Source organism: Cupriavidus sp. MEYA8 (assembly GCF_059278825.1).
In genome coordinates, this window is record NZ_CM181222.1 from 854,604 (window position 1) to 878,267 (window position 23,664).

Annotated in this window: 22 protein-coding genes and 1 pseudogene; 5 read left to right on the plus strand and 18 right to left on the minus strand. The window is 67.0% G+C overall.

The window, feature by feature from the left end; translation table 11 throughout:
- Nucleotides 1–16: 16 nt before the first annotated feature.
- The 11 genes and pseudogenes from motB to AC5WJ1_RS21060 form a co-directional block, all read right to left on the minus strand.
- The gene (motB, locus tag AC5WJ1_RS21010; RefSeq protein ID WP_133095422.1) at nucleotides 17–994 is read right to left on the minus strand and encodes a flagellar motor protein MotB; all 978 of its coding nucleotides are present in this window, start codon (nucleotides 992–994) and stop codon (nucleotides 17–19) included.
- A 24-nt stretch (nucleotides 995–1,018) separates the two neighbouring features.
- A complete protein-coding gene (gene motA, locus AC5WJ1_RS21015; RefSeq protein ID WP_063241017.1) occupies nucleotides 1,019–1,882 on the minus strand; it encodes a flagellar motor stator protein MotA in 864 nt (287 codons plus the stop codon).
- Between the two features lie 120 nt (nucleotides 1,883–2,002).
- A complete protein-coding gene (gene flhC / locus AC5WJ1_RS21020) occupies nucleotides 2,003–2,608 on the minus strand; it encodes a flagellar transcriptional regulator FlhC (RefSeq protein WP_133095423.1) in 606 nt (201 codons plus the stop codon).
- A complete protein-coding gene (gene flhD, locus AC5WJ1_RS21025; protein WP_022537455.1) occupies nucleotides 2,605–2,922 on the minus strand; it encodes a flagellar transcriptional regulator FlhD in 318 nt (105 codons plus the stop codon). The genes flhC and flhD overlap by 4 nt, the downstream gene beginning before the upstream one ends.
- A gap of 482 nt (nucleotides 2,923–3,404) precedes the next feature.
- A complete protein-coding gene (locus AC5WJ1_RS21030; RefSeq protein ID WP_135703481.1) occupies nucleotides 3,405–4,139 on the minus strand; it encodes a DUF4088 family protein in 735 nt (244 codons plus the stop codon).
- A 58-nt stretch (nucleotides 4,140–4,197) separates the two neighbouring features.
- Nucleotides 4,198–6,042: a methyl-accepting chemotaxis protein gene (locus AC5WJ1_RS21035; RefSeq protein ID WP_135703480.1), complete on the minus strand. Its 1,845-nt coding sequence runs from the start codon at nucleotides 6,040–6,042 to the stop codon at nucleotides 4,198–4,200.
- Between the two features lie 39 nt (nucleotides 6,043–6,081).
- Complete coding sequence (locus AC5WJ1_RS21040) at nucleotides 6,082–7,743, minus strand: methyl-accepting chemotaxis protein (RefSeq protein ID WP_494476942.1); 1,662 nt, start codon at nucleotides 7,741–7,743, stop codon at nucleotides 6,082–6,084.
- 124 nt (nucleotides 7,744–7,867) lie between these two features.
- Nucleotides 7,868–8,365, minus strand: a complete 498-nt coding sequence (locus AC5WJ1_RS21045; protein WP_133097965.1) for a chemotaxis protein CheW — start codon at nucleotides 8,363–8,365, stop codon at nucleotides 7,868–7,870.
- Between the two features lie 116 nt (nucleotides 8,366–8,481).
- Nucleotides 8,482–8,904, minus strand: a complete 423-nt coding sequence (locus AC5WJ1_RS21050; protein WP_135703478.1) for a response regulator — start codon at nucleotides 8,902–8,904, stop codon at nucleotides 8,482–8,484.
- A gap of 209 nt (nucleotides 8,905–9,113) precedes the next feature.
- The gene (locus tag AC5WJ1_RS21055) at nucleotides 9,114–11,078 is read right to left on the minus strand and encodes a putative bifunctional diguanylate cyclase/phosphodiesterase (RefSeq protein WP_135703477.1); all 1,965 of its coding nucleotides are present in this window, start codon (nucleotides 11,076–11,078) and stop codon (nucleotides 9,114–9,116) included.
- Between the two features lie 241 nt (nucleotides 11,079–11,319).
- Nucleotides 11,320–11,799, minus strand: a pseudogene (locus AC5WJ1_RS21060) (Tar ligand binding domain-containing protein); the annotation flags it as partial.
- Between the two features lie 590 nt (nucleotides 11,800–12,389).
- Between AC5WJ1_RS21060 and AC5WJ1_RS21065 the strand changes: the two are divergent.
- Nucleotides 12,390–12,698 carry an H-NS histone family protein gene (locus tag AC5WJ1_RS21065; protein WP_133097962.1) on the plus strand — a complete coding sequence of 103 codons (309 nt, stop codon included), beginning with the start codon at nucleotides 12,390–12,392 and terminating at the stop codon, nucleotides 12,696–12,698.
- Nucleotides 12,699–12,777: 79 nt separating this feature from the next.
- Here AC5WJ1_RS21065 and galE read toward each other — a convergent pair whose 3' ends face one another.
- Complete coding sequence (galE, locus tag AC5WJ1_RS21070) at nucleotides 12,778–13,797, minus strand: UDP-glucose 4-epimerase GalE (protein WP_133097961.1); 1,020 nt, start codon at nucleotides 13,795–13,797, stop codon at nucleotides 12,778–12,780.
- 171 nt (nucleotides 13,798–13,968) lie between these two features.
- On the minus strand, nucleotides 13,969–14,994 hold the full coding sequence (locus tag AC5WJ1_RS21075; RefSeq protein ID WP_135703476.1) for a tyrosine-type recombinase/integrase: 1,026 nt from the start codon (nucleotides 14,992–14,994) through the stop codon (nucleotides 13,969–13,971).
- A gap of 247 nt (nucleotides 14,995–15,241) precedes the next feature.
- Between AC5WJ1_RS21075 and AC5WJ1_RS21080 the strand changes: the two genes are divergently transcribed.
- Both AC5WJ1_RS21080 and AC5WJ1_RS21085 read left to right on the plus strand, forming a co-directional pair.
- On the plus strand, nucleotides 15,242–15,673 hold the full coding sequence (locus AC5WJ1_RS21080; RefSeq protein ID WP_133097959.1) for a nuclear transport factor 2 family protein: 432 nt from the start codon (nucleotides 15,242–15,244) through the stop codon (nucleotides 15,671–15,673).
- A gap of 69 nt (nucleotides 15,674–15,742) precedes the next feature.
- Complete coding sequence (locus AC5WJ1_RS21085) at nucleotides 15,743–16,738, plus strand: NAD(P)H-dependent flavin oxidoreductase (RefSeq protein ID WP_135703475.1); 996 nt, start codon at nucleotides 15,743–15,745, stop codon at nucleotides 16,736–16,738.
- A gap of 66 nt (nucleotides 16,739–16,804) precedes the next feature.
- Here AC5WJ1_RS21085 and AC5WJ1_RS21090 read toward each other — a convergent pair whose 3' ends face one another.
- The gene (locus AC5WJ1_RS21090) at nucleotides 16,805–17,365 is read right to left on the minus strand and encodes a PadR family transcriptional regulator (protein ID WP_133097957.1); all 561 of its coding nucleotides are present in this window, start codon (nucleotides 17,363–17,365) and stop codon (nucleotides 16,805–16,807) included.
- Between the two features lie 352 nt (nucleotides 17,366–17,717).
- On the opposite strand from AC5WJ1_RS21090, the gene AC5WJ1_RS21095 reads away from it, so the two are divergent.
- Complete coding sequence (locus tag AC5WJ1_RS21095; protein WP_135703474.1) at nucleotides 17,718–17,942, plus strand: hypothetical protein; 225 nt, start codon at nucleotides 17,718–17,720, stop codon at nucleotides 17,940–17,942.
- Between the two features lie 118 nt (nucleotides 17,943–18,060).
- On the opposite strand, the gene AC5WJ1_RS21100 is transcribed toward AC5WJ1_RS21095, so the two are convergent.
- Together AC5WJ1_RS21100 and AC5WJ1_RS21105 are read right to left on the minus strand one after the other, a co-directional pair.
- On the minus strand, nucleotides 18,061–19,203 hold the full coding sequence (locus AC5WJ1_RS21100) for a hypothetical protein (protein WP_195428018.1): 1,143 nt from the start codon (nucleotides 19,201–19,203) through the stop codon (nucleotides 18,061–18,063).
- Nucleotides 19,204–19,289: 86 nt separating this feature from the next.
- Nucleotides 19,290–19,835, minus strand: a complete 546-nt coding sequence (locus AC5WJ1_RS21105) for a GNAT family N-acetyltransferase (RefSeq protein WP_135703996.1) — start codon at nucleotides 19,833–19,835, stop codon at nucleotides 19,290–19,292.
- A 208-nt stretch (nucleotides 19,836–20,043) separates the two neighbouring features.
- Here AC5WJ1_RS21105 and AC5WJ1_RS21110 point away from each other — a divergent pair, with 208 nt between their 5' ends.
- A complete protein-coding gene (locus AC5WJ1_RS21110) occupies nucleotides 20,044–20,280 on the plus strand; it encodes a hypothetical protein (RefSeq protein ID WP_029048395.1) in 237 nt (78 codons plus the stop codon).
- A gap of 9 nt (nucleotides 20,281–20,289) precedes the next feature.
- Here the strand turns inward: AC5WJ1_RS21110 and AC5WJ1_RS21115 are convergent, their stop codons facing one another.
- Entirely contained in the window at nucleotides 20,290–21,654 is a 1,365-nt protein-coding gene (locus AC5WJ1_RS21115; RefSeq protein WP_133097954.1) for an MFS transporter, read from the minus strand.
- A 75-nt stretch (nucleotides 21,655–21,729) separates the two neighbouring features.
- Nucleotides 21,730–23,475: an IlvD/Edd family dehydratase gene (locus tag AC5WJ1_RS21120; protein WP_494476943.1), complete on the minus strand. Its 1,746-nt coding sequence runs from the start codon at nucleotides 23,473–23,475 to the stop codon at nucleotides 21,730–21,732.
- Nucleotides 23,476–23,664: the final 189 nt, after the last annotated feature.

Sequence of the window (23,664 nt, forward strand, 5' to 3'; positions counted from 1 at the left end):
CTGGTGGTTTGCTGTGTCATGGCTTGCGGCCCTGCGCTTCCGGGGCGGCCGCTGCCGCCGGCGCGGAGGCAGCGGCCAAACCGGCCTGCATCTCCTGCGCCGCCTTGCCGGCCTGCGCCGACACCGAAACCTCGGCGGCGCTGGCGTTCTCGGCCTCGAAGCGCGCCTGCGCCTTCTGGTTGAGCACCACAATGCTGATGCGGCGGTTCACCGGTGCGAGCAGGTCGCCCTTGTCCAGCGGCATGGTCGCGGCCAGGCCCAGCACGCGCAGCACCTTGCCCTCCTGCATGCCGCCCGCGATCAGTTCGCGGCGCGAGGCATTAGCGCGGTCGCTGGACAGCTCCCAGTTGCTGTAGGTGCGCTCGCCGTTGGAATAGTTGGCCGCGTCGGTATGGCCGGACAGGCTGACCTTGTTCGGCAGCTCGTTCAGCACCGGGCCGATCTCGCGCAGGATGGTGCGCATATAGCTTTCGACGGCGGCGCTGCCGGTGCGGAACATCGGACGGTTCTGCGTATCGAGGATCTGGATGCGCAGGCCTTCGCTGGTGATATCGAGCAGCAGCTGCGGACGGAACTGGCGCAGCATCGGGTTGTTCTCGATGATCTGCTCCAGGCGCTGCTTGAGCGCGCGCAGGCGCTGCCCTTCCTGCAGTTCGTTGCGGCGCTGCTCCTCGCTCGGCTCGTTGTCGCGCGCGCGCATGATCTCGCCGTCCTTGCGCATGACGTCCATGCCGCCGCCCGGAATCACGCTGGGCGACTGGCTGCTTTTCTCGCCGCCGACGACAGCCACCTTGAGCGGCATGCGGAAATATTCCGCGATGCCTTCCAGCGTCTTCTTGTTGGCGCTGGACAGCAGCCACAGCACCAGGAACAGCGCCATCATCGCCGTCATAAAGTCGGCATAGGCGATCTTCCAGCTGTGGTTGCCGTGCGGCCTGGCGTGCGATTTCGCCCGGCGGACGATGATCGGACGCATGTCATGTGCGCTGCTCATGGGGTGCCTCCTGCCTTGCCGTGCTCAGTTCAGGCTCTTGACTTCGCGCACGTGGTCGTCGAGCTCGAGGAACGACGGCCGCACCGTGGAGTACAGCACCTTGCGGCCGAATTCCACCGCGACCAGCGGGGCGTAGCCGTTCAGGGAGGCGAGCAGCACCACCTTGATGCACTCGTAGACCTTGACGTTCTCGGACACCTGCAGCTCGATGCGCGCGGCCAGCGGCGAGATAAAGCCGTAGGCCAGCAGAATGCCCAGGAAGGTGCCGACCATGGCGTGCGCGATCAGCGCGCCCAGCTCGGCCGGCGGCAGGTCGGCAGAACCCAGCGCATGCACCACGCCCATCACCGCGGCGACGATGCCGAAGGCGGGCAGCGCATCGCCGACGCGCGACAGCGCATGGGCGGGAATCTCGGCCTCGTGGCGGAAGGTCTCGATCTCGTGGTCCATCAGGGCCTCGATCTCGAAGGCGTTCATGTTGCCGTTGACCATCATGCGCAGGTAGTCGGTGAGGAATTCCATCACCACCGGATCCGACAGGATGCGCGGGTACTGGCTGAAGACGCTGCTGGAAGCGGGATCCGCGATTTCCTTTTCCAGGAACAGGATGCCCTCGCGTCGTGCCTTGGACAGCAGCACGTAGAGCAGCGACATGACGTCCAGGTACAGCTCCTTCTTGTACTTGGAGCCCTTGAACAGGCCCGGCAGGGCGCGGGCGGTGGCCTTGATGGCCTTGGTGGTGTTGGTGGCGATGAAGGCACCGAAGGCGGCGCCCCCGATGATGACGAATTCCGCCGGTTGATATAGCGCGCCCATGTGGCCGCCGGTCATGGCGTAACCGCCAAGCACCGCGACAACCACGACGACATAGCCAAGAACTACTAGCACGATGGGATCCCCGTCAAAAAAACGCGCGTCAATCACGCACAATGGCCCGCGCACGGGCGAACGGGGAGTGGTCCGTCCGCCAGCGCTGCAAGCTTGCCGGCCGACGGACCTCAACCAGGATCAGGCGTTGGTCTGCACGGCGGCTGCGTCTTTCGAGAGCTTTTTCACTTTCCCTGCGCGCGAGGGCGGACGGCACAGGCTGCACACGAAGTTCGCGTGCGGCTCATACGCGTGCGTGACGAACTGTCCGCCGCAACACGTGCAGCCGGACAGCTGCAGCATATTGCTCTCGAAGAACCGTACTAACGTCCAGGCACGCGTGAAACTTAAGACAATTTCGCCGCCCAGCAGCGATACGTGCTCGAGGTACAGGCGATAGGCCGCCACCACGGCTCGGATGCCCACGGTCTCGCCTTCCTGCACCATGAACTGGTAGGCAGAGAAGAACAGCGACGAGTGGATATTCGGCAGCCAGGTGGTGAACCAGTCCGTCGAGAAGGGCAGCATGCCCTTGGGAGGCGAGACCCCGCGCAGTTCCTTGTACAGGCGGATGAGCCGGTCGCGCGACAGCGTGGTCTCGGCTTCAAGCACCTGCAGGCGCGCACCCAGGCCGATCAGCTCGATGGCGAGCTGGGTCTGGTTGGCATCCTGGAGAACGCTCTTGCGGGCGGCTGTGGAGGTGGCCGTGAAACTCCGGTTCGGCTCGGCCTTCAGCAGCGCGGTCAATTGAGTGACTCCACAGGCTGGCGAGCAAGCAGGATCGCGGCGTGGATCTGCTGCATGTCATGGCTCTTGGCCGTGTGGGTGAGAGTGGACAGAAGCGCATGGTCGTCGAAGCGGAACCTGCACAGCACCATGTTGGATGCCGCGAGCTTGACGAGTTGCGCCGAAGTCAGCTTGCCGAGGATATCCGCGATTTCCTTGCTGACCCCGAGCCGAAACATGGCTTCGACCTGGTTTTCGCGCACGAGTCGTTGCGCGAGCAGCAGATAGGCGAGGTTAACCTCCCTGATCTCCTGGAGAACTTCACTGCTTTCCAATTTTTCCCCGCTACCAAAAACCCACCGTTGCCGCTTGTCCGGCGCTTACCGGGCCCGAGGGCTCCGGCGACCAGATCGTTGATTTGCGGCTGGGCGGGTACAACGTACGACCTAAAGAAACTGCGCCCTTGTCACACTGTTATCAGCCCCGTTACAAGTGTTACAGAGTGTAAGTGAGACTGGTACGTTTATATCGGCAATCTGCCCGCAATGCCAATCCCTACTTACGCGGGGGGGTTGCAAATGTCGCACGAAACATACATGAGGCCTGCGGATTTTGTAACATTTCACAGTCCCGTAGCTTGATTTCGATCAACGCTGTAACGCAATCGTCATAAGAACCAAACGCGCGAAACGCCGTCCCGGTGCCTGCTGGATTCCTCTATTGACGAAGTGCGTGCGGGGTGCTCATTGCGCACGTGGCTTGCCCTGCCCTGTCCGAAAACGGCATGTCCAAAATCCGCGGCACGGCACGCGCGCGTTCAACCGCCGAACATGCGCCGCAGCCACGCCGCCAGGCGCGCAAAGACATCGTCGGGCGCGTCGCGGAACAACGCGGGGCGCGAGCGCTCCACCTGCTCGAGCACGCGCGCGGCTTCTTCCGGCTGCACCGAGCCATATTCGAGCGCCAGTCCCAGCATGCCGCGCAGTTCGCCGACGCGCGCACGGCCCGTGGCCTCGTTGTCGTCGGTCTGCAGCGCGTACATCAGGTCATAGGCACGCTGGCGCAGGCTTTCGGCCAGCCGCCATGCCGGTGTGCGCATGCGCTCCTCGAGCGCGCGCACGTCTTCGGCCGAGGCCGCGACCTGGGTCGCAAGCGCTTCGGTGAAGGCGGCGTCAGCCCCGCATTCGGCCAGCACCTTCGCGGCCCATTCGCGCGCATGCGCAAGGCGCTGCGCCGCGTTCCAGTCCGGCTGCACCGCGAGGCCAAAGCCGAAACGCTGCGCGTCGCGCATCAGCGCCGCCAGCGCGTTGGGCAGTTGCTTGTCGAACACGCGCCGGGCCCAGCCGTACTCGCCGCCGGACAACAGCCGGTTCACGGCGCGCTCGGTCAGCGGGCCATCGTGCTGCAGCAGCCTGGCGCGCAGGAAGTCGTTGAACTCGGGCGGCAGGAACTCGCGGTCCAGGCCGGTCGAGACGCCGATGAACTGGTCGAATTCCTTGCGCAGCCTGGCCGCGTCATCAGGCGGCAGGGCCAGGGTGATCTCGCTCGTCATAGCATTGCCATCCCGGGCCGCGCCACGGCCCGTGGTTCCGGTAGAAGGCGCCGGTGGATCAGAACGCGCTCCAGTCGCCGTTGTCGGCGCCGGCCAGCGCGGGGCGCGGCGCGCGTGCGGTGGTGACCGAATGCACTGGCTGTTTCTGCTCCATCGGCTCGGCGGGGCGCGAGGCATCGGCTTCAGCGGATGCCGCCGCGTTTGCCGCAACCGGAGCGGCCGCACGCTTGTGGATGGCCGGCGTGCGCACCTTCCCCGCCGCCTTGCCTGGCACCGCAGCGGAAACTGGCTTCGTGGCAGGCAGCGAGAACGATGCCTGCGCATCCTCCGCCGCCAGGCGGAACATCGCCACCGCGCCCTGCAGGCGGCCGGCCTGCTCTTCCAGCGCGCCGGCAGCGGCCGCGGCCTGCTCGACCAGTGCCGCGTTCTGCTGCGTCACCTCGTCCATCTGCGCCACGGCCTGGTTGACCTGTTCGATGCCTGAGCTCTGCTCGGCCGAGGCCGCGCTGATCTCGCCCATGATGTCGGTCACGCGCTTCACCGCCTGCACGATCTCGTCCATGGTCTTGCCGGCCTGGCCCACCAGCGCCGAGCCGTTGTCGACGCGCTCGACGGTATCGCCGATCAGGCCCTTGATCTCCTTGGCCGCGTTGGCGCTGCGCTGCGCCAGGCTGCGCACTTCGCCCGCAACCACGGCAAAGCCGCGGCCCTGCTCTCCGGCGCGCGCGGCTTCCACCGCGGCGTTCAGCGCCAGGATGTTGGTCTGGAAGGCAATGCCCTCGATCACGCCGATGATGTCGACGATCTTCCTGGATGCATCGTTGATCTCGTCCATGGTCTGCACCACGCGGCCGACCACCTCGCCGCCGCGCAGCGCGGTCTCCGACGCATTGGCCGCCAGCCCGCTGGCCTGGCGCGCGTTATCCGCGTTCTGGCGCACGGTGCTGGTCAGCTCTTCCATGCTGGAGGCGGTCTCTTCCAGCGACGCGGCCTGCTGCTCGGTGCGTTGCGACAGGTCGTTGTTGCCGGCCGCAATTTCACGCGAGGCGGTGCCGATCGATTCGGCCGATTCCTTGAAATCGCGGACCATGTGCGACAGCTGCTGCTGCATCTGCTGCATGGCATAGACCAGGCTGCTCTTGTCGCCGGCGCGCGTAGCCACCGGCGCGGAGAAGTCGCCGTCGGCGATGCGCTTCGCGATCTCGGCCGCGTAGCCCGGCTCGCCGCCGAGCTGGCGCGACAGCCCGCGTGCCAGGAGCACGCCCAGCAGCACCGAGAGCGCCAGGCCGCCCAGCACCAGGCCCAGCATCCACAGCCGCGTCGCGTCATACACGCTTTGCGCCTCTTCCATGTTGCCGCGGGCGCGGTCGTCGCGGCGCTTGACCATCCTGGCCATCACGGCTTCCAGCGCATGGCTGTCCTTGAGCAGGTCGGTGCTCTCGGTGAACACCTGGCTCTCGAACTGCGAGGTATCGAGCGGCTGCTTGCTGACCAGCTCGACGTACTTCTCCATGCGCGCCCGGAAGGCCGGCGCCAGGTCGTGGTACTGCTTGACCAGCGCCTGCGACTCGGCGGTCGACGAGAAGGCGCCTGCCACGCTGCGGATGCGCTCGTCCATCACGCCCAGCGACTTGGCGATCTGCTCCTTCTCGGTGGCGCGCTCGCCCATGGTCGACGCGGACAGCAGGCCGATCTGCGAGCGGCTGGCGTAGACCAGGTTGATGTTGGCGTCCTGCACGGCCTTGAGCGCCTGCAGGTCGCCGTGATAGATCCTGCCGGTCCAGTCGGCCATGCGCCCCATGTTGACGACGCCCAACAGGCCCATGACGGCACCGATCACCGCGACGACCAGGAATCCGGCAACCAGCCTGGTCGTGACGCGCAATTGATTGAACCACTGCATAGCAACTCCCCCTTGTGACCCTTGTTACTGAACTTCGCACTAAGCCTGTGCCATGGACCGGGCCGCCGCTTCGCGCTGCGCGGCCGGCAGGCGTTGCGGGCGCCGTTGTGGACGAACCTCGGCCTGCATGCTGACGCGGAAGGTGGCAACCGCATCGCGCAGCCGCAAAGCCTGCTCTTCCAGCGAGCCCGCTGCTGCTGCGGCCTGCTCGACCAGCGCGGCGTTCTGCTGCGTGCCTTCATCCATCTGCGCCACGGCCTGGTTGACCTGCTCGATGCCGGCGCTCTGCTCGGCCGAGGCCGCGCTGATCTCGCCCATGATGTCGGTCACGCGCTTCACCGCCTGCACGATCTCGTCCATGGTCTTGCCGGCCTGGCCCACCAGCGCCGAGCCGTTGTCGACGCGCTCGACGGTATCGCCGATCAGGCCCTTGATCTCCTTGGCCGCGTTGGCGCTGCGCTGCGCGAGGCTGCGCACCTCGCCCGCGACCACGGCAAAGCCGCGGCCCTGCTCGCCGGCGCGCGCGGCTTCCACCGCGGCGTTCAGCGCCAGGATGTTGGTCTGGAAGGCAATGCCCTCGATCACGCCGATGATGTCGACGATCTTCCTGGATGCATCGTTGATCTCGTCCATGGTCTGCACCACGCGGCCGACCACCTCGCCGCCGCGCAGCGCGGTCTCCGACGCATTGGCCGCCAGCCCGCTGGCCTGGCGCGCGTTGTCCGCGTTCTGGCGCACGGTGCCGGTCAGCTGCTCCATGCTGGAGGCGGTCTGCTCCAGCGACGCCGCCTGCTGCTCCGTGCGCTGCGACAGGTCGTTGTTGCCGGCAGCGACCTGGTGCGTTGCCGTGGAAATGCTGGCCATGCCTTCCTGGATTTCATGCACCACTGACAGCAGGCTGCGCTGCATGGTCTGCATCGCCTGCGCCAGCGCGCCGATCTCGTCGCCGCTGCGATGCTCGAAGCGCGTGGTCAGGTCGCCCGCGCCCAGCCGCAGCGCAAAGTCCAGCATGTCGCCCAGCGGCCGGTGCACGCGCGCCAGCAGCATGGTGCCGGCCGCGAACGAGGTCGACAGCGCCAGTGCGAAGCCGCCCCACAGCCACGGTCGCAGCGTCGCGGCCCCTGCCGGGTCCAGGATCTCGACCGCTGCCAGCGCCGCCAGGAACCACACCAGCCCGCCCGCCTGCGCCCACAGGATGCGGCGCTTCAGGTTCATGCGCAGCGCGCGTTGCGCCAGGCCGGCGAGCCCCGTGCGCACCACGGCGCCGTCACGGATCGCCAGTCCCGCAGCGCGTCCCGCTCGGAAGCGCGCATACAGCGCGCCGGCGGCTTCGACCTGCTCGCGCGAGGGCATCGAACGCACCGAGGTATAGCCGACCACGCGCCCGTCGATGCGCGTGGGCGTCACGGTGGCGGTGACCCAGTAGAAGTCGCCGTTCTTGCGGCGGTTCTTGACCACGCCGATCCAGGTGCGGCCGGCTTCCAGGTTTTGCCACAGGTCGGCAAACGCCTCGGGCGGCATGTCGGGATGGCGCACCAGGTTGTGCGGCGCGCCCATCAGTTCCTCGGCTGCATAGCCGCTGGCCTCGATAAAGGTGCGGTTGGCGAAGGTGATACGGCCCTTGAGGTCCGTGCGCGAGATCAGGTAGTCAGATGGTGAGAGCTGGTATTCGCGCTGCGTAACGGGTTGGTTGTTTCGCATGGATGATATCGATACTGCTTGCCCGAAGAAACCATGGCTGCCAGGCATGGCGCAATTCCGGGCGGTACGATCCGGCAGGCGTGCCAGCCGGGCGGCGGGGGTGAACAGGCAGGTGTGGCAGGGATCAGGCCACGGCGTCGAGCGCGGCCAGTTCTTCGGTATTGAGCAGCTTCTCGATATCGACCAGGATCAGCATGCGCTGCTCGACCGAGCCGAGGCCGCGGATGTAGTCGGTAGCCAGCTCGCCGGAAAAATGCGGCGTGGGCTTGATCTGCGCGGGCGTCAGCGTCAGCACGTCGGAGACGCCGTCGACGACGATGCCGGTGGTGCGCTCGTTGAGATCGACGATGATGACCACGGTGTACTGGTCATAGCTGACGTTGGCCTGGCGGAACTTGATGCGCAGGTCGATGATCGGCACGATGATGCCGCGCAGGTTGATCACGCCCTTGATGTAGTCGGGCGCATTGGCAAGCTGGGTGACCGACTCGTAGCCGCGGATCTCCTGGACCTTCAGGATATCGATGCCGTACTCTTCGCGGCCCAGCGTGAAGGCCAGGAATTCCTCGCCCGCGCCTTCGTTCACGCCTGCCGCGCCGTTTGCCTTGTCGATATGCCGCATCGTCAGCCCCCATTCTGGTCATGCCGGTTTCCTGGCGCCGTGCGCCGGGGCGTGGTTTCGCCCACCAGTGTTTACGGCAGCAAACGGGGTGACTGAAGGCCGATGCGGCGCCTTCCTTACCCTTCCGAGGAGGGGTGCGGGGGCGCCAGCAGCGCCGCCACGGCCTGCATCAGCGCATCGGGATCGAAGGGCTTGGGCAGGAAGCCCGAGGCGCCCGCGGCGCGGGCCTGCTCGCGGATGCTGCCGTCATGCTCGGTGGTCAGCATCAGGATCGGGATGGCGGCGTAGCGCGCGCTGGCGCGCAGTCGGCGGATCAGGGTCAGGCCGTCCATGCCGGGCATGACCTGGTCGGTGACCAGCATGCCGAACGCGACATGATCCGCGGCATCGTCATCCGCAGCCGCGGTGTCGGCCAGCGCATACGCCTGCTCGCCGTCGGCCGCCTCGGTGACGTCGAACCCGCCGGCACGCAGGCATGCGCCGATCATGCGGCGTAGCGAGGGGGAATCGTCGACGACGAGAATGCTGGGCAATGACATTGGCGCCTCCGTTGGCAGGGCTCGGTTGATCCGCCGGATGCTGAAGCAGTGCTTGGCGCGGATGGCGCGCGGCCGGCGACGGACAGGCCGGCGCAGGGCCGCGCTGCAAGCGCGCGGGCCCTGCCAGCGTGGATATCGGCATGGCAGGCGCGTCGCTTTAGCGTTTTTGGCGTTTTTTCGGCCTGGTGCTTGTGCGTGCGGCGCGGCGCTCAGGCTGGCTGCGGCCCGCGCAACGCCTCGGCAAACCCTGCCGCATCGAGCGGCAGCGACAGCAGGAAGCCCTGCACCTCGTCGCAGCCCATCTCGTTGAGGATTTCCAGCTGCGAGGCCGACTCGACGCCTTCGGCCACCACCTTCATGCGCAGCTCGTGCGCCAGCGCCACCATCGAGCCGACGATGGCGCGCCCTTGCGCATCGGTGTCGAGCCCGCCGATCAGCGTGCGGTCGATCTTGAGCGTGCCCACGCGCAGGCGCTTGAGATAGCCCAGGCTCGAATAGCCGCTGCCGAAGTCGTCCAGCGCCACCTGGATGCCGAGCGACTGCAGCTCGGCCAGCGTCTCCAGCGATTTGCCGATGTCCTTCATGGCGGCGGTCTCGGTGATCTCCAGCGTGATCGCCGACGGCGGGATGTCGTGCTGGTGGATCTGCTCGAGCAGGTACTGCGGGAAATTGCGGCTGGCAAAGCGCAACCCCGACACGTTGATCGCCACCGGCACGGTCGGCAGGCCGGCGTCCTGCCACAGGCGCACCTGGCGGCAGACGCTGGTCAGCACCCAGTCGTCGAGCTTGTCGATCTGGCCGGACTGCTCGGCCACGGCGATGAACTCGGCCGGGCTGACCTGGCCCAGCGCGGGATGGCGCCAGCGGCACAGCGCCTCGGCGCCCACCAGCGTGCGGCGGCGGGCGTCATACTTGGGCTGGAACTGCAGCGACAGCGCCTCATCCTGGATCGCCAGCCACAGGTCGCGGCGGATCACGCGGGTGCGGCGGGCCCGCTCGCCGGCAGCGCTATTGAACAGGCGCACCTGGTTCGAGCCGCTTTCGCGGGCCTCGGCCAGGCTCACTCGTGCGGCTTGCATCAGCGCCTCGGAGGTCTGGGCGTCGCGCGGGTAGATGGCGATGCCGATATTGACGCCGATCTGCATCTGCAGCCCGCGCGCGGCGATGAATTCCGCCAGCGAGCCCAGCACGCGCGAGCCCAGCTCCTGCGCGCGGCCGTGGTGCACCAGCTCGGGCACGCCGACGGCGAACTCGTCGCGCGCCAGCCGGGCGAGGAAGTCGTGCGGCTCCAGCACGGCCTGCGCCAGCGCGCCGGCGTCCTGCGCCAGGATATCGTCGGCGCGGATCTCGAAGACTTCGTCGACCTCGCGGTAGTCGGCAATATGGATCAGCAGCACGGCGCAGCCGGTGTCGGCCAGCCGCGCCTGGGCCATGGCCTGGTCCAACCAGCGGCCGAACGCGACGCGGTCGGGCATCACGGTGGCGACGCTGTACTCGCCCACCGTGCCCTGCCCGCGCGCGGTGGCGCGCACCGTAAGCCGGCCGGGAATGCGGGCGCCGCGCCGCACCAGCCGCGGCTCGGCGCCGCGCACCAGGGCGGTGGCGGCATCATCGGCAAGATCCCCGGCGGGGCTGGTCTCGGTGCGCGATACCGGCAGCCAGCCGCGCGACTGCGCCCGGTGCAGCGCGAACATCAGTGCGCACAGCGCGGTCAGGCCGCCTGCCAGCCAGGCGGGATGAGGCAGTCCGGCCGCGTCGATGCAGGCGCGCGCCGAAGGCGCGCCGGCGCCGCAGGCCCGGCCCAGGTGGGTGCCGGCCGCGGCCACCATGCCGGCGCCGGCGACCACCGCCAGCACCGCCGCGCCGCGCCACAGGCGCGCGCCCTGGCGCAGCCACTGCAACAGCAGCTTGGCGGCGGCGGTGGCGGCCGCGGCGGCGGCGAAGCTGGCGGCCATCTCGGCGGTGTCGTTGGCCACCGGCACGCTGCCCGACAGCACCACCACCACCACGGGCAGGCTCACGGCGAGCTGCGACAGCAGCGCCGCCGTCCAGGTCAGCGTGCGCAGCGACCGGCTTCCGGCGCCCTCGTCCGCACGCCCGGCGCGGGCGCCGAGGGCGGCGGCCACGCCCAGCAGGGCGGCGAGCAGCAACAGGACGGTACTCAGGGCAATCATTGGGCTGCGCGGTGGTAAAGAAAATGCGCGAAGACAAAGCCGACGCGGGGCAAACCTCGCATCATGGCATCTTGCGGTCGCCGTGTGAACAACACAATACGGGGGTCCCCTGCCGGGGACATCTGTTTAGAACGCACTCCAGTCATCGTCGCGGCCGGCGGCGACCGGCGCCGGCCGCGGCGCGGTGCCGGGGCCACGGTACCGCCTGCAAGGGTAAATACCGAAACCACGTTCTTCAGCTGCTGGTGATGCGCGAGGCCAGGTCGCCGCGCGCAATGCGCTCGAACATGGCCAGCGCTTCCTGCACCGGCGTGACGATGGCGCGGTTCAGTGCCACCGTGCACAGCACCGCGACCGCCAGCCCCAGCACGACCAGCGCGATCGACAGCGTGCGGATGCTGGCAAAGCTGGCCTGCGCGGCGTCGAAATTGGCCTTGCCGGCGCCCAGCTGGAATTTCTGCAGCGCTTCATGCGCGCTGGACATGCTGCGTTGCAGATCGGGCAGTACCTTGCGGGCCAGGCGCATGCGGGTCATGGCCAGCATGGCGTCGCTCAGCGCAATGGACGAAGCCAGCTGGTTGGAATACGTCTCCTTGAGCGAGTCGTTGCCGGAGGAAATACCGTGCAGCCCGGCGCCGCCTACCAGCAACAGCAGCACCGACAGCATTCCCATGGCGCCCCGCAACAGGGTCTTGATCTGGATATTGTGGTGGAAAGACATTGTTGAAAGGAAAACGTAAGCATTCCGCGAGGCACGCTCCTGGCCTCGTTACGGCAAGACCAGACACCCACTTGATCCGCCCTGCCCGGATAACGGCGCGGCCCATCTGGTACTTGAGCAGCAGCGCCCGGCCGCGCGGCAAATGGCCGGAATTAACCCGGATGTCGGATATACGGCACGCCGCGTCTCGCGGCATGTAAGCAGACGCTTTATTCACCGGAGCGGCGCCGATTATGGCAATTTGATTTCCACCGGCGCCGGCGCGCCCCGGCGCCACTGGTTTGCGCGGATCGCGCCGCTCAGGCCGATTTATGTGCCGGCCCGACAGTACAACAGAGGTAGTGCGGCATTGCGTTCCGGTTCAAATCCGGCGGGGCGACCGGAATGGTTCACGAAAGTTCACAGCAATATCGGCTGCAAGAATTTTCGCAAAAACCATGCAGGAATAGCGCCCCGGGATTTGCAGCGGCTCGCTACCCCGTTATAATTGTTTTCAGCATTTCAGCACACCCACAGCGCTGCGCAGCATTGCGCGACACCCCGCTGTACCGACACCCACGCATATCACCCCACCGGAAACCGAGGACGCAATGGCGACTTATCAGGAAATCGTTCAGCAAATCAGTGAACTGCAGAAGCAAGCCGAGGAAATCAAGGCGCGCGAACAGGCTTCGGTGATCTCGGATATTCGCGAGAAAATCGAGCAATATGGCCTGACCGCTGAAGACCTGGGTTTTGGCGTGAAAGCGCCGGCCGGCAAGAAGGCGGCAAACCGCAAGGTGCCGGTGCGCTATCGCGACAGTGCGGGCAATACCTGGACCGGCCGCGGCAAGCGTCCGGGCTGGCTGACCCAGGCCCTGGCACAGGGCAAAACTGTCGAGGACTTCCTGATTCGCTGAAGCGCGACGCCGGCACATGGAAAAACGCCAGGGTTGCAAACCGTGGCGTTTTTGTTTGGTGTATTACCGGCGTTGCCGCTCAGGCGCCGAATCCCTGCGGGTTCATCGACTGCCAGCGCCACGAGTCCTGGCACATGCGTTCGATGTCGTGCTGCGCGCGCCAGCCCAGCAATTGGTTGGCCAGCGCGGGATCGGCATAGCAGGAGGCGATATCGCCCGGGCGGCGCGCCACGATCTCATACGGTACCGGCTTGCCACTGGCGCGCTGGTAGGCCTCGACCACTTCCAGCACGCTGTAGCCGCGTCCGGTGCCCAGGTTGACGGTCATGCCCCGCCCCTGGTCGCGCAAGTAGACCAGCGCCGCCAGGTGGCCGTCAGCGAGATCGCACACGTGGATATAGTCGCGCACGCCGGTACCGTCGGGCGTGGGATAGTCGCCGCCGAATACCATCAGTTTCTCGCGGCGCCCGCCGGCCACCTGTGCCACGTATGGCATCAGATTATTCGGAATTCCGCGCGGATCTTCGCCGATCAGACCGCTTTCATGCGCGCCGACCGGATTGAAATAGCGCAGGTAGGCAATGCGCCATGCCGGGTCTGATTTTTCCAGGTCGCGCAGGATTTGCTCGCCCATCAGCTTGGTCTGGCCATACGGATTGGTCGCCGACAGCGGGAAATCCTCAAGGATCGGCACCGTCTGGGGATTGCCATAAACCGTCGCCGAGGAGCTGAACACCAGTTGTTTCACCCCGGCCGCACCCATGGCGGCGCAGACCGTCAGCAGGCCGTCAAGGTTGTTGCTGTAATACTGCAGCGGCTGGCTCACGGATTCGCCCACCGCCTTGAGCGCGGCAAAATGAATCACGCCGCTGATGCGGTGTTCGGCAAAAAGCTGGTCCAGCAAGGCGCGGTCGCGCACGTCGCCCTGGACAAAATGCGGGGTCTTGCCGGTAATGGCAGCGAGCCGCTCGATCACCACCGGGCTGCTGTTGCACAGATTATCCAGTCCGATCACGTGGTAGCCGGCATTGAGCAGCGCGACCCAGGTATGCGAGGCGATATAGCCGGTGGCACCGGTAAGAAGCAGGGTTTCGGGCATGAAAATAAGCGTCGGATTTCGATTCAGGGCGGCGCGGTCTCATGCGCGAGCATGCAATGCCTGATACCGCACATTGAACCCGCGCAGGCGGTAGTGTCGCCTATTATCCACGATGAGTCAGCCGCACCCGCTCAGCTGGCACACACAGTTACAAGCATGGCACCGCCGGACTCAGGCGTGTCTGTCGCTCGCCTGAACCACCAGCCCCGCCCGTGCCTGCCAGGCCTCATACGCGCCGCGCAGCCGCCAGCCCGATTCCAGGTCGCGCATGCCCAGGCATTGCGCCACCTCGGCCGGCGTCGTGCCGGCCTCGAAATGCATGGCCGCGCAGGTATTGCGCAGGGTCTGCGGCGAGGCCCGTTCATGGCGGCCGGCTAGTACGCCGGCTTCGTCAAGCAAAATTTCCACGCGTCGGTAGACCGAAGCCGCATGCATCGGCCGGCCCGCCGGCATGGCCGGGAACAGCAGGCTGCCGAGCGTGCCCGACGCCTCGCGCAGCACCAGCCACGCCCGCAGCGGGGCATGCGCCAGCGCGAACAACGGCGCGGTATAGGCGCGGCCATTGTCGGGACGCACCATGCGCAGCGCCATTCGGCCCGGGGCGCCATCGTCGATCGCCTCCAGGCGCAGGGCGCGCGCTTCGCCCACCTTCAGCCCGCCGCCCAGCAGCACCGCCAGCAAGGCGGCATCGCGCGCGCGCTTCCATTGCGTCGGCGATGCCGCACGGCATTCCTCCGCCGTCGGCGGCACGCCGGCCGGGCCGAGGATGCGGGCCACCAGCAGGTCGCGCTCGCCCGGCAGCAGGAAGGCAGTGGGGTCGTTCTCGCCCTCGGCGAGGTGCGCGCGCACCGCCTGGCTTCCCGGGTTGTGCATGCCCTCGCGCAACTGGGAGAGATGGTGGAACACCCGTTCGATCAGCCGCGCATAGCGGTAGCGGTGCGACTTGTGCAACTGCTGGGCGTCGAGGAATTCGCCGATCTGCTCCGCCGACCAGCTCAGCGGCGGCAGTCCGCGCTCGGCCGACCAGCGCAGCAGCTTGCCCCACATCGCCCGGTACACCACGCTGGTGCCGTGGCGGAAGCCATGCCGCGCCAGCCAGCCGTCGAAGGCGCGCTCGGGATGGGCGCGCCAGGCGTCGAGGTCGGCATCGAATAGCGCCGCCTGGCCGGGTTGGTGCGCGGTCGACTTAGTGGTCACTGACTCTCCTGCCGGTGGCTTGCGGGCGCGGGCGGGATTCCCGCTGTGCGATGCCGCCTATTGTAGTCAACCCGTCACTGCAAGGCGCCCTGGGCGGGCACGGGACCAAAACCGGCTTGCGCAGTGCAGCAGCGCATGCTACCTTTCATCCCACTATGCAACTGGTTGCATAAGACGCGAACACAAACAAGAACACGACGTAGCCGGCGCATGCCGCGACCGCCCAGAACAGTTTAAGGAGACTGCAGTGACCACCCAGCTGATTCCCGCAGCGCAGGCCTCGCTCGACACCTGGCACCAGTTGATTGCCAGCAATTCGATGGCCGGACTCGACGCCATCGTCGCCGACGACGTTGTTTTCCGCTCGCCGGTGGCGCATACGGCCTACCCAGGCCGTGCCGCGATCGCACTGGTGCTGACCACGGTGAACCAGGTGTTCCGCGATTTCCGCTACCACCGCAGCTTCGTCAGCGAGGACGGCCACAGCGTGGTGCTCGAGTTCAGCGCCACGGTCGATGGCAAGGCGCTCAAGGGCATCGACATGATCCGCTTCAACGACGCCGGCCATATTGCCGAATTCGAAGTAATGGTGCGCCCGCGCTCCGGACTGGAGGCGCTGGCCGCCGCCATGGGCGCGCGCCTCGCCAGCCAGAAGGACGTACTGACCGGTGCCGCGTAAGCGGCCAGGCCGCCGCCCGCGCCCGCCAGATTCTCATTGCCTCACCGTACTACCCAGGAGACTTCACCCATGGCCCTCCCCGCCCTGCTGCAGAACCGGCTGTCGCTGCCGGTGGTCTGCTCGCCGCTGTTCATCATCTCCAACCCCGACCTGGTGATTGCCCAGTGCAAGGCCGGCGTGGTGGGCTCGTTCCCGGCGCTGAACGCGCGCCCGGCGCCCAAGCTGGAAGAATGGCTGGACCGCATCACCACTGAACTGGCCGAGCACAACGACAAGCATCCGGACCGTCCGGCGGCGCCGTTCGCGGTCAACCAGATCGTGCACAAGTCCAACGACCGGCTCGAGCATGACCTGGAGCTGTGCGTGCGCTACAAGGTGCCGATCGTGATCACCTCGCTGGGCGCGCGCAAGGAAGTCAACGACTCGGTGCACTCGTATGGCGGCATCGTGCTGCACGACGTGATCAACAACGCTTTCGCGCGCAAGGCCATCGAGAAAGGCGCCGACGGGCTGGTGGCGGTGGCGGCCGGCGCCGGCGGCCATGCCGGCACGCTGTCGCCGTTCGCGCTGCTGCACGAGATCCGTGAATGGTTCGATGGCCCGCTGCTGCTGTCAGGCTCGATCTCCAGCGGCGACGCCATCCTGGCGGCGCAGGCCGCCGGCGCCGACCTGGCCTACATCGGCTCTGCCTTCATCGCCACGCAGGAAGCCAACGCGCAGGACGGCTACAAGCAGATGATCGTCGACAGCAGCGCCGGCGACATCGTCTACTCCAACCTCTTTACCGGCGTGCACGGCAACTACCTGCGCGGCAGCATCGAGCGCGCCGGGCTGGACCCGGAGGCGCTGCCGCAGTCGGATCCGTCCAAGATGAACTTCGGCTCGACCAGCGTGAAGGCCTGGAAGGATATCTGGGGCGCTGGCCAGGGCGTGGGCGCGATCAAGCGCGTGGTGCCGGCCGGCGAGCTGGTGCGGCGCTTTGCCGAGGAGTATGCGCTGGCGCGCCGGCGCCTGGGGTTGGGCGAAGCCAGCCAGGCGGGTGCCCGCGCGCTCGACGTGGCCTGAGCCTGACCAAACCCCAATAAAGAGCGCCGGCCGCAAGGCCGGCGTCTTGCTTTGGCGCGCGGCGCGCTACGCCGACTGCTGCTCCAGCAGCGGCAGCAGGTCTTCGCCCCACGCCACCCAGTCCTGCTCGAAGCGGATGCCACGGCGCAGCAGCGCGTAGCGCAACCGCTGCGCGCGGTCCATGTCGGGCGCGGAAAAATCCTTGCGCTCGATCGCCAGGTAGGTCTCGAGCCGTGCCTGGTGCAGCGCGATCAGCCGCCGCATTTCATCGCCCAGGCCGAGCGGCCCGATCGCGGCATCGGCACGCAGCTTGACCAGGATTTCCTCGCGCTGGTCGAGCCCGGCCCCCGGGGTCAGCACCCAGCGCACCAGTTCGTCGCGCCCGGCCGGCAGCACCTGGTAGACCTTCTTGCGATTCTTGCGGTCGGCGCCGCCCTCGTTTTCCGCCGCCTCGTTCTCGTCGGCCGCGATCCACCCGCTGTCCGCCATGCGCCCCAGCTCGCGGTAGATCTGCTGGTGGGTGGCATGCCAGAAATAGCCGATGGAGCGATCGAAGCGGCGCGCCAGGTCATAGCCGGACGACGGCTTTTCAAGCAGGGAGATCAACAAGGCGTGCTGGGTCGACATGCGTCTTGGCAATGGCCCGTCGGGGGCGGGTGATGGTTTCGGAGATGCCATGCGGCAGGAGCGCCGGTCATGCCGGTGCGCCACGGACCGCAAAAAACTGGCGCTATGTTAGCGCAATGCCCCCCTGCTGTCGGCAAGCCGTGATGCAAGGATCGCCGCAATCCGGCAATACCTGCAAACGCCGACATATATTCGGTAAATCTGGCAATTTCGAGATTTGGCAGCAAACAGAATTAAATAATGCTGAATAGCATTTTTGCGTTACCTGCCATACATTTCATACATTGAAACGCTGTGCGAGCAAGAAAAATCCGTCCCCGGCCGCACCATGCACCGAATCTGGAGTATGCCCATGACCGGAAAACCCATTGCCGAAGAGCGCGACGTCGCCTGGGAAGCCGATGCGGGCGAACGCCCGTTCGGCCTGCTGGCGCCGCTGCGCGACAAGGCCCCGATCTACTACCGGTTGCCCGATACGCCTGACGGGCACCATATCAAGGAATTCGCCAGCGGCCTGCGCCAGCTGGTACGTTTTGTCGGCGTCGAAGAACAGGTCGTCAAATACTGCCTGACCTGACTGGCGCGCTGCCTTTCCTGTGGTTGTCTCCTCCGAGCCCGATCCTGCGGGCAGGGACTTGAACCCGCGATTGCCGCGGGTTTTTTTCTTGCCGTGACGGTGTCCGGATGCGCCCGCCTCAGAGCTGCGGCGCACGGCAGGCCGCACCGCCGGCATTGGCGGCTTCAGGCATGCCGAACACCGCCCGCGCCCCGCACTGCGAACCGAACATGCGCGCCTGGTCGTGCCCCACGCCCACCACTTCATACGCCTGATGGCGGATGGCCAGGCCCGGGCTGGCGAGGTAGCGCTCGTAGCGCAGGTAGCCGCGCGCACGCTGCAGCCGCGTCGCGCCCTCGGCCTCGGCGCCGCAGGCCTTGTCGAGTACGCGGTGGTTGGGATCGTTGTCCTCGGTGCCGGCGAGATAGGTCACCTTGCGCCCGGCATAGCGCTTGTACAGCGCCATGCCGTCGGCACCTCTCGCGTACGGCACCATGTCCTGCACGCCGTAGCTGTACTTGTCGTAGTCCGGGCAAATGGCCTTGTCATACGGCGCGAACGACTTGCCATTGGCGCCGGCCGGCCGTACCGGCGTGAAATACAGGTAGGACGACGGATTGGCCACGACGTAGCGCAGGTCGATGCCGCCCGCGCGGATGCGCTCGTCGACATTGTTCAGCACCGCGTAGCGGTGCACGACCTGGGCGCCGCCGGAATGGCCGGCCACCGTCACCTTGCCGACCTGCGGCAGCCGCGCCTTGTCGGTGACGAAGGCGAGCAGGTCGTCGAGCACCTGCAGCGAACTGACGCGGGCCGGGCCGTCGATCGCGTCCTCGCCGCTGAGCCAGCCTTGCACCGACCATTGCGGCATGCCGGTAAAACCCTTCTTCTGGTCAGGCGTGCCGGGAAAATTCGGCGCGAGCAGCAGCACCTCGTCCGGCTTGCGGCCGCTGGCCTTCAGCAGTTCGGCGCCGGCGGCATAGTAGTCGTCGCCGTTGCGCTGCAGGCCATGCTGGACAAACACGACTTCACGAATGCGCGACAGGTCGCCGTCGAGCCGGTGGTTGGCATAGACCGGGAAGTCATAGCCGGCGCCAGCGCCAAGATGCACGCGTTGCCAGTGCGGTGCGGCCACCGCGGTATCGGCAGCCTTGGCCGCGGCGGGCGGCACTGCCGTCGTGCCGGCGCAGCCGGCCAGTACCACAGTCATGGCTGCAGCGGCCAGGGCCAGGGACAGGCGAGAACGGTTGTGCTGAGGCAAGCTGGCGGTCGACAGGATCATGGCTGGGCGCCTCCGGTTGGCATGCCGGCGATGGTAGGCCAGGGGCAAGCGGTTCGGCAACGCCTGCCGTGCCCGCCATCCCTGCGTTACGCCAGCCGCCTGGCCAGCGCCGCCACGTCGGGCCAGGTCACGCGCCGCACCATGACGCGCAGGCCCGGCCCGTGGAAATCGTCTTCGAACGGTTCCGATGCCTCGCCGCCCAGCCGCTGGTAGAACTCGCGCGCCTGCGTATTGGCCTCGAGCACATAGAGGAACAGCGGCTGCCCGGGCCAGCGCTGCGCCACGCGCTGCACGCAATGCGCCAGCAGCCGCTTGCCCAGTCCCTGGCCATGGAAGGCAGGCAGGACATGCAGGTTGTCCAGGTAGATGCCGTAGCGGGGGTCGGCCTCGGGCAACAGGCAGGCAAAGCCGGCGTCCGCGCCATCGACCAGCGCCAGCGTGGCCTCCACGGGGCCATCCGCGCCGTCATGCATGCGCGCGCGCCAGGCCGCCAGCCGCTCCGGATTGGCCTGCTCGCGCAGGTACGCGTCTGGCAGCATGCCGGGATAGGTGTGCTGCCAGCTGGCGGTGTGCATGGCGGCGAGGCGGTCGGCATCGGCTGCGGTGGCGGGAATCAGCGCAATATCGGGCATGGAGTGCATGGAGTATCGGGACGAGACGGGAACGGCACAGCGACGATGCCAGAAACGCCCATTGTGCCCGTGGCACGCCAAAGCTTGCAAAAGTCCGAGGAACAGATTGCAATCGGCATGCACCGCGAACCCTGCCTTCGCCCCTGCCCTGCCGGGAACGAAGGTTGCAGCGCCTCGTGGTCACCGGCGCAATCGAGAGGAATGCCTTATGTACATGGTCTACTGGTCCGAAGCCCACGGCACCGGACTGACGCCGCACGCGCAGTCGTTCCCGAGCGACGCGATGCGCGAGGCGCTGCACTTCACCGAAGCGCTGCGCCAGCGCCAGCATGCGGGCGAGCCGGTGAGCTTTGTCACACTGTGCTCGGAAAACCCCAACTCGGTCGGCCGCGCCGGCGCGGCGGATCCGCCGCCCGACTACGAGTGGAAGAAGCGGCGGCCGTGACGATTGCGGTCAGGCACCGGCCTGCTGCGCCGCACCGGCGCGCGCCGCCGGCCGCAGCGCGGCGCGCACCACGAACGCCATCACCACCGCGAACACCAGCATCGCCGCCAGGAAGTACAGCCCCGCCGCCAGGCTGCCGGTGGCGTCCTTGATCACGCCGATGCCATACGGCCCGAAGTAGCCGCCGAGGTTGGCCAGCGAGTTGATGGTGGCAATCCCCACCGCGGCGCTGGCGCCGGTCAGGAATTCGCCCGGCAGTGCCCATACCACCGCCTGGATCGAATAGATCGAGAACGCGGTCAGGCAGATAAACAGGAACTGCAGCACCGGCGACTGCACCCAGGCGCTCAGCGCCATGGTGATCGCTGCCATCCCCGACACCACCACGATATGGCCGTAGCGCTCGCCCTTGCGGTCCGAGTGGCGCGGCACCAGGTACAGGCCGACCACGGCGAACAGGTAGGGCACCGCCGACAGCAGGCCGGTCATTGCATCGGTCACGCCGAACTGCTTGATGATGGTCGGCAGCCACAGCGATAGCCCGTAGATGCTCAGCGGGAACGGCAGGAACAGCAGCGACAGCAGCAGCACGCGCTTGTCCCTGAGCGCCTGCAGAGGATTGCCGTGCGGCTTGAGCGCATAGGCGGCCTGGTCGGCGGCGAGTTCGCGCTCGATCCAGGCGCGGTCGGCCGGTGCCAGCCATGCGGCACTGGCGGGCGATTCCGGCAGGATGCGCAGCGTCGGCAGGCACAGCAGCACCGCGGGCAGGCCGCTCAGCACGAACAGCGTCTGCCAGTTGGACATGCCGAACAGCCCCTGTGTCGACAGCACCAGGCCTGCAATCGGTCCGGTGATGATCAGCGCGATCGGCTGGGCCAGCACCAGCAGGCCGATGATGCGCGCGCGATGCCGCATCGGGAACCACTTGGTCAGGAAGTACAGGATGCCCGGATACAGGCCGGCTTCGGCCGCGCCCAGCAGGAAGCGCAGCACGTAGAAGCTGTGCGCGCCCTGCGTGAACGCCATCGCCATGGTGATCAGGCCCCAAGTCAGCAGGATGCGCGCGAACCAGCGGCGCGCGCCGAAGCGCTCCAGCGCCAGGTTGCTCGGCACCTCGCACAGGAAATAGCCGACGAAGAACAAACCCGCGCCCAGGCCATAGGCCGCGTCGCTGATGCCGATCGCCGCGTTCATGTGCAGCTTGGCAAAGCCGACCACCGAGCGGTCGATATACGCGACCACGTAGATCAGCGCCAGGAACGGGATCAGCCGGCGCACCAGCATGCCGACGATGCGGGTCTCTTCCTGCGCCTGTGCGCCGGTTTCCTGTGCTGGGACGGCGCGCTCCAGCGGCGCGGTCTGTGTGCCTTGCATGGCTAGTCTCCTCTGTTCTTGTAAGGGGTCGCGCGCGCCGCCGGGGCCGCGCGCATTCAATGCAATGGGATGGAATCAGTGCGAGTGGCGCGGCACTTCACGTCCGCGGCAGCCGACCAGGAAGTCGAGGTCGCAACCTTCGTCGGCCTGCAGCACGTGGTTGACGTAGAGCTTGCGATAACCGCCGTCGGCGAGCGCCTGCAGCGGCTGCACGTCGGCCATGCGGCGTTCGAACTCGGCGGGATCGATATCCAGGTGCAGGCGCCCGGCCTCGCAGTCCAGCTCGATCCAGTCGCCGTCGCGCACGATCGCCAGCGGCCCGCCGGCGGCGGCCTCGGGCGCCACGTGCAGCACCACGGTGCCGTAGGCGGTGCCGCTCATGCGTGCATCGGATATGCGCACCATGTCCTTGATGCCCTGGCGCAGCAGCTTGGGCGGCAGGCCCATGTTGCCGACCTCGGCCATGCCGGGATAGCCGCGCGGGCCGCAGCGCTTGAGGACGAGGACGGAATTCTCGTCGACATCGAGCGATTCATCGACGATGCGCTCCTTGTAGTGCTCCAGGTTCTCGAACACCACCGCGCGGCCGCGGTGGCGCAGCAGCTTGGGCGTTGCCGCCGACGGCTTGAGCACCGCGCCGCGCGGCGACAGGTTGCCGCGCAGGATGCGGATGCTGCCGTCGCGGATCAGCGGCTTATCCAGCGGTCGGATGACTTCGTCGTTGGTGATCGGCGCATCCCTGACGTTGTCCCAGATCGCCTTGCCGTTGACGGTCAGCGCGCCCGGATGCGGCAGCAGGCCGGCCTCGCCCATGCGGCGCAGCACCGCGGGCAGGCCGCCCGCGTAGTAGAACTCTTCCATCAGGAAGCGGCCCGACGGCATCAGGTCGACGATGGTCGGCGTGTCGAGCCCCACGTTGCTCCAGTCTTCCAGCTCCAGCGGCACGCCGATGCGGCCGGCGATCGCCTTCAGGTGGATCACGGCGTTGGTCGAGCCGCCGATCGCCGCATTGACGCGGATCGCGTTCTCGAACGCCTGGCGCGTCAGGATCTTCGACAGCGTCAGGTCCTCGCGCGCCATCTCCACGATGCGGATGCCGGACATGTGCGCCAGCACGTAGCGGCGCGAATCGACCGCCGGGATCGCCGCGTTGTGCGGCAGCGACGTGCCCAGCGCTTCGGCCATGCAGGCCATGGTCGAGGCGGTGCCCATGGTGTTGCAGGTGCCGGCCGAGCGCGACATGCCGGCTTCGGCCGACAGGAACTGGTGCAGGTTGATCTCGCCTGCCTTCAGCGATTCATGCAGCTGCCACACCGCAGTGCCCGAGCCGATGTCCTTGCCGTCGAGCTTGCCGTTGAGCATGGGCCCGCCGGTAACGACGATGGCCGGCACGTCGCAGCTGGCCGCGCCCATCAGCAGCGCCGGCGTGGTCTTGTCGCAGCCGGTCAGCAGCACCACCGCATCGATCGGATTGCCGCGGATCGCTTCTTCCACGTCCATCGCGGCCAGGTTGCGTGTCAGCATGGCGGTCGGGCGCAGGTTCGATTCGCCGTTGGAAAACACCGGGAATTCCACCGGGAAGCCGCCGGCCTCGTACACGCCACGCTTGACGTGCTCGGCCAGCTTGCGGAAATGCGCGTTGCAGGGCGTGAGTTCCGACCACGTATTGCAGATGCCGATCACCGGGCGGCCGTCGAACGCGTGCTCGGGAATGCCCTGGTTTTTCATCCAGCTGCGATACATGAAGCCGTTCTTGTCGGCGGTGCCGAACCACGCCGTCGAGCGCAGCGGCTTGCGTTGCTTGTCCTTGGAATCCGACATGTTGTTCCTGATGCGAGGGCTGCCCGGGAAGGCGGCGGGAATGGCAGGGACGACGGATCCAGCGGCCTGGCGGGCTCCACGCTGTCTCCTGTCGTTGTTGTTTTGTCGGACGGAGTGTATGCAGCTTGCCGATATGCTACTAATGAAGAGTTCGGCATTTGCGATATCGATATCGGCATTGGTATTTAC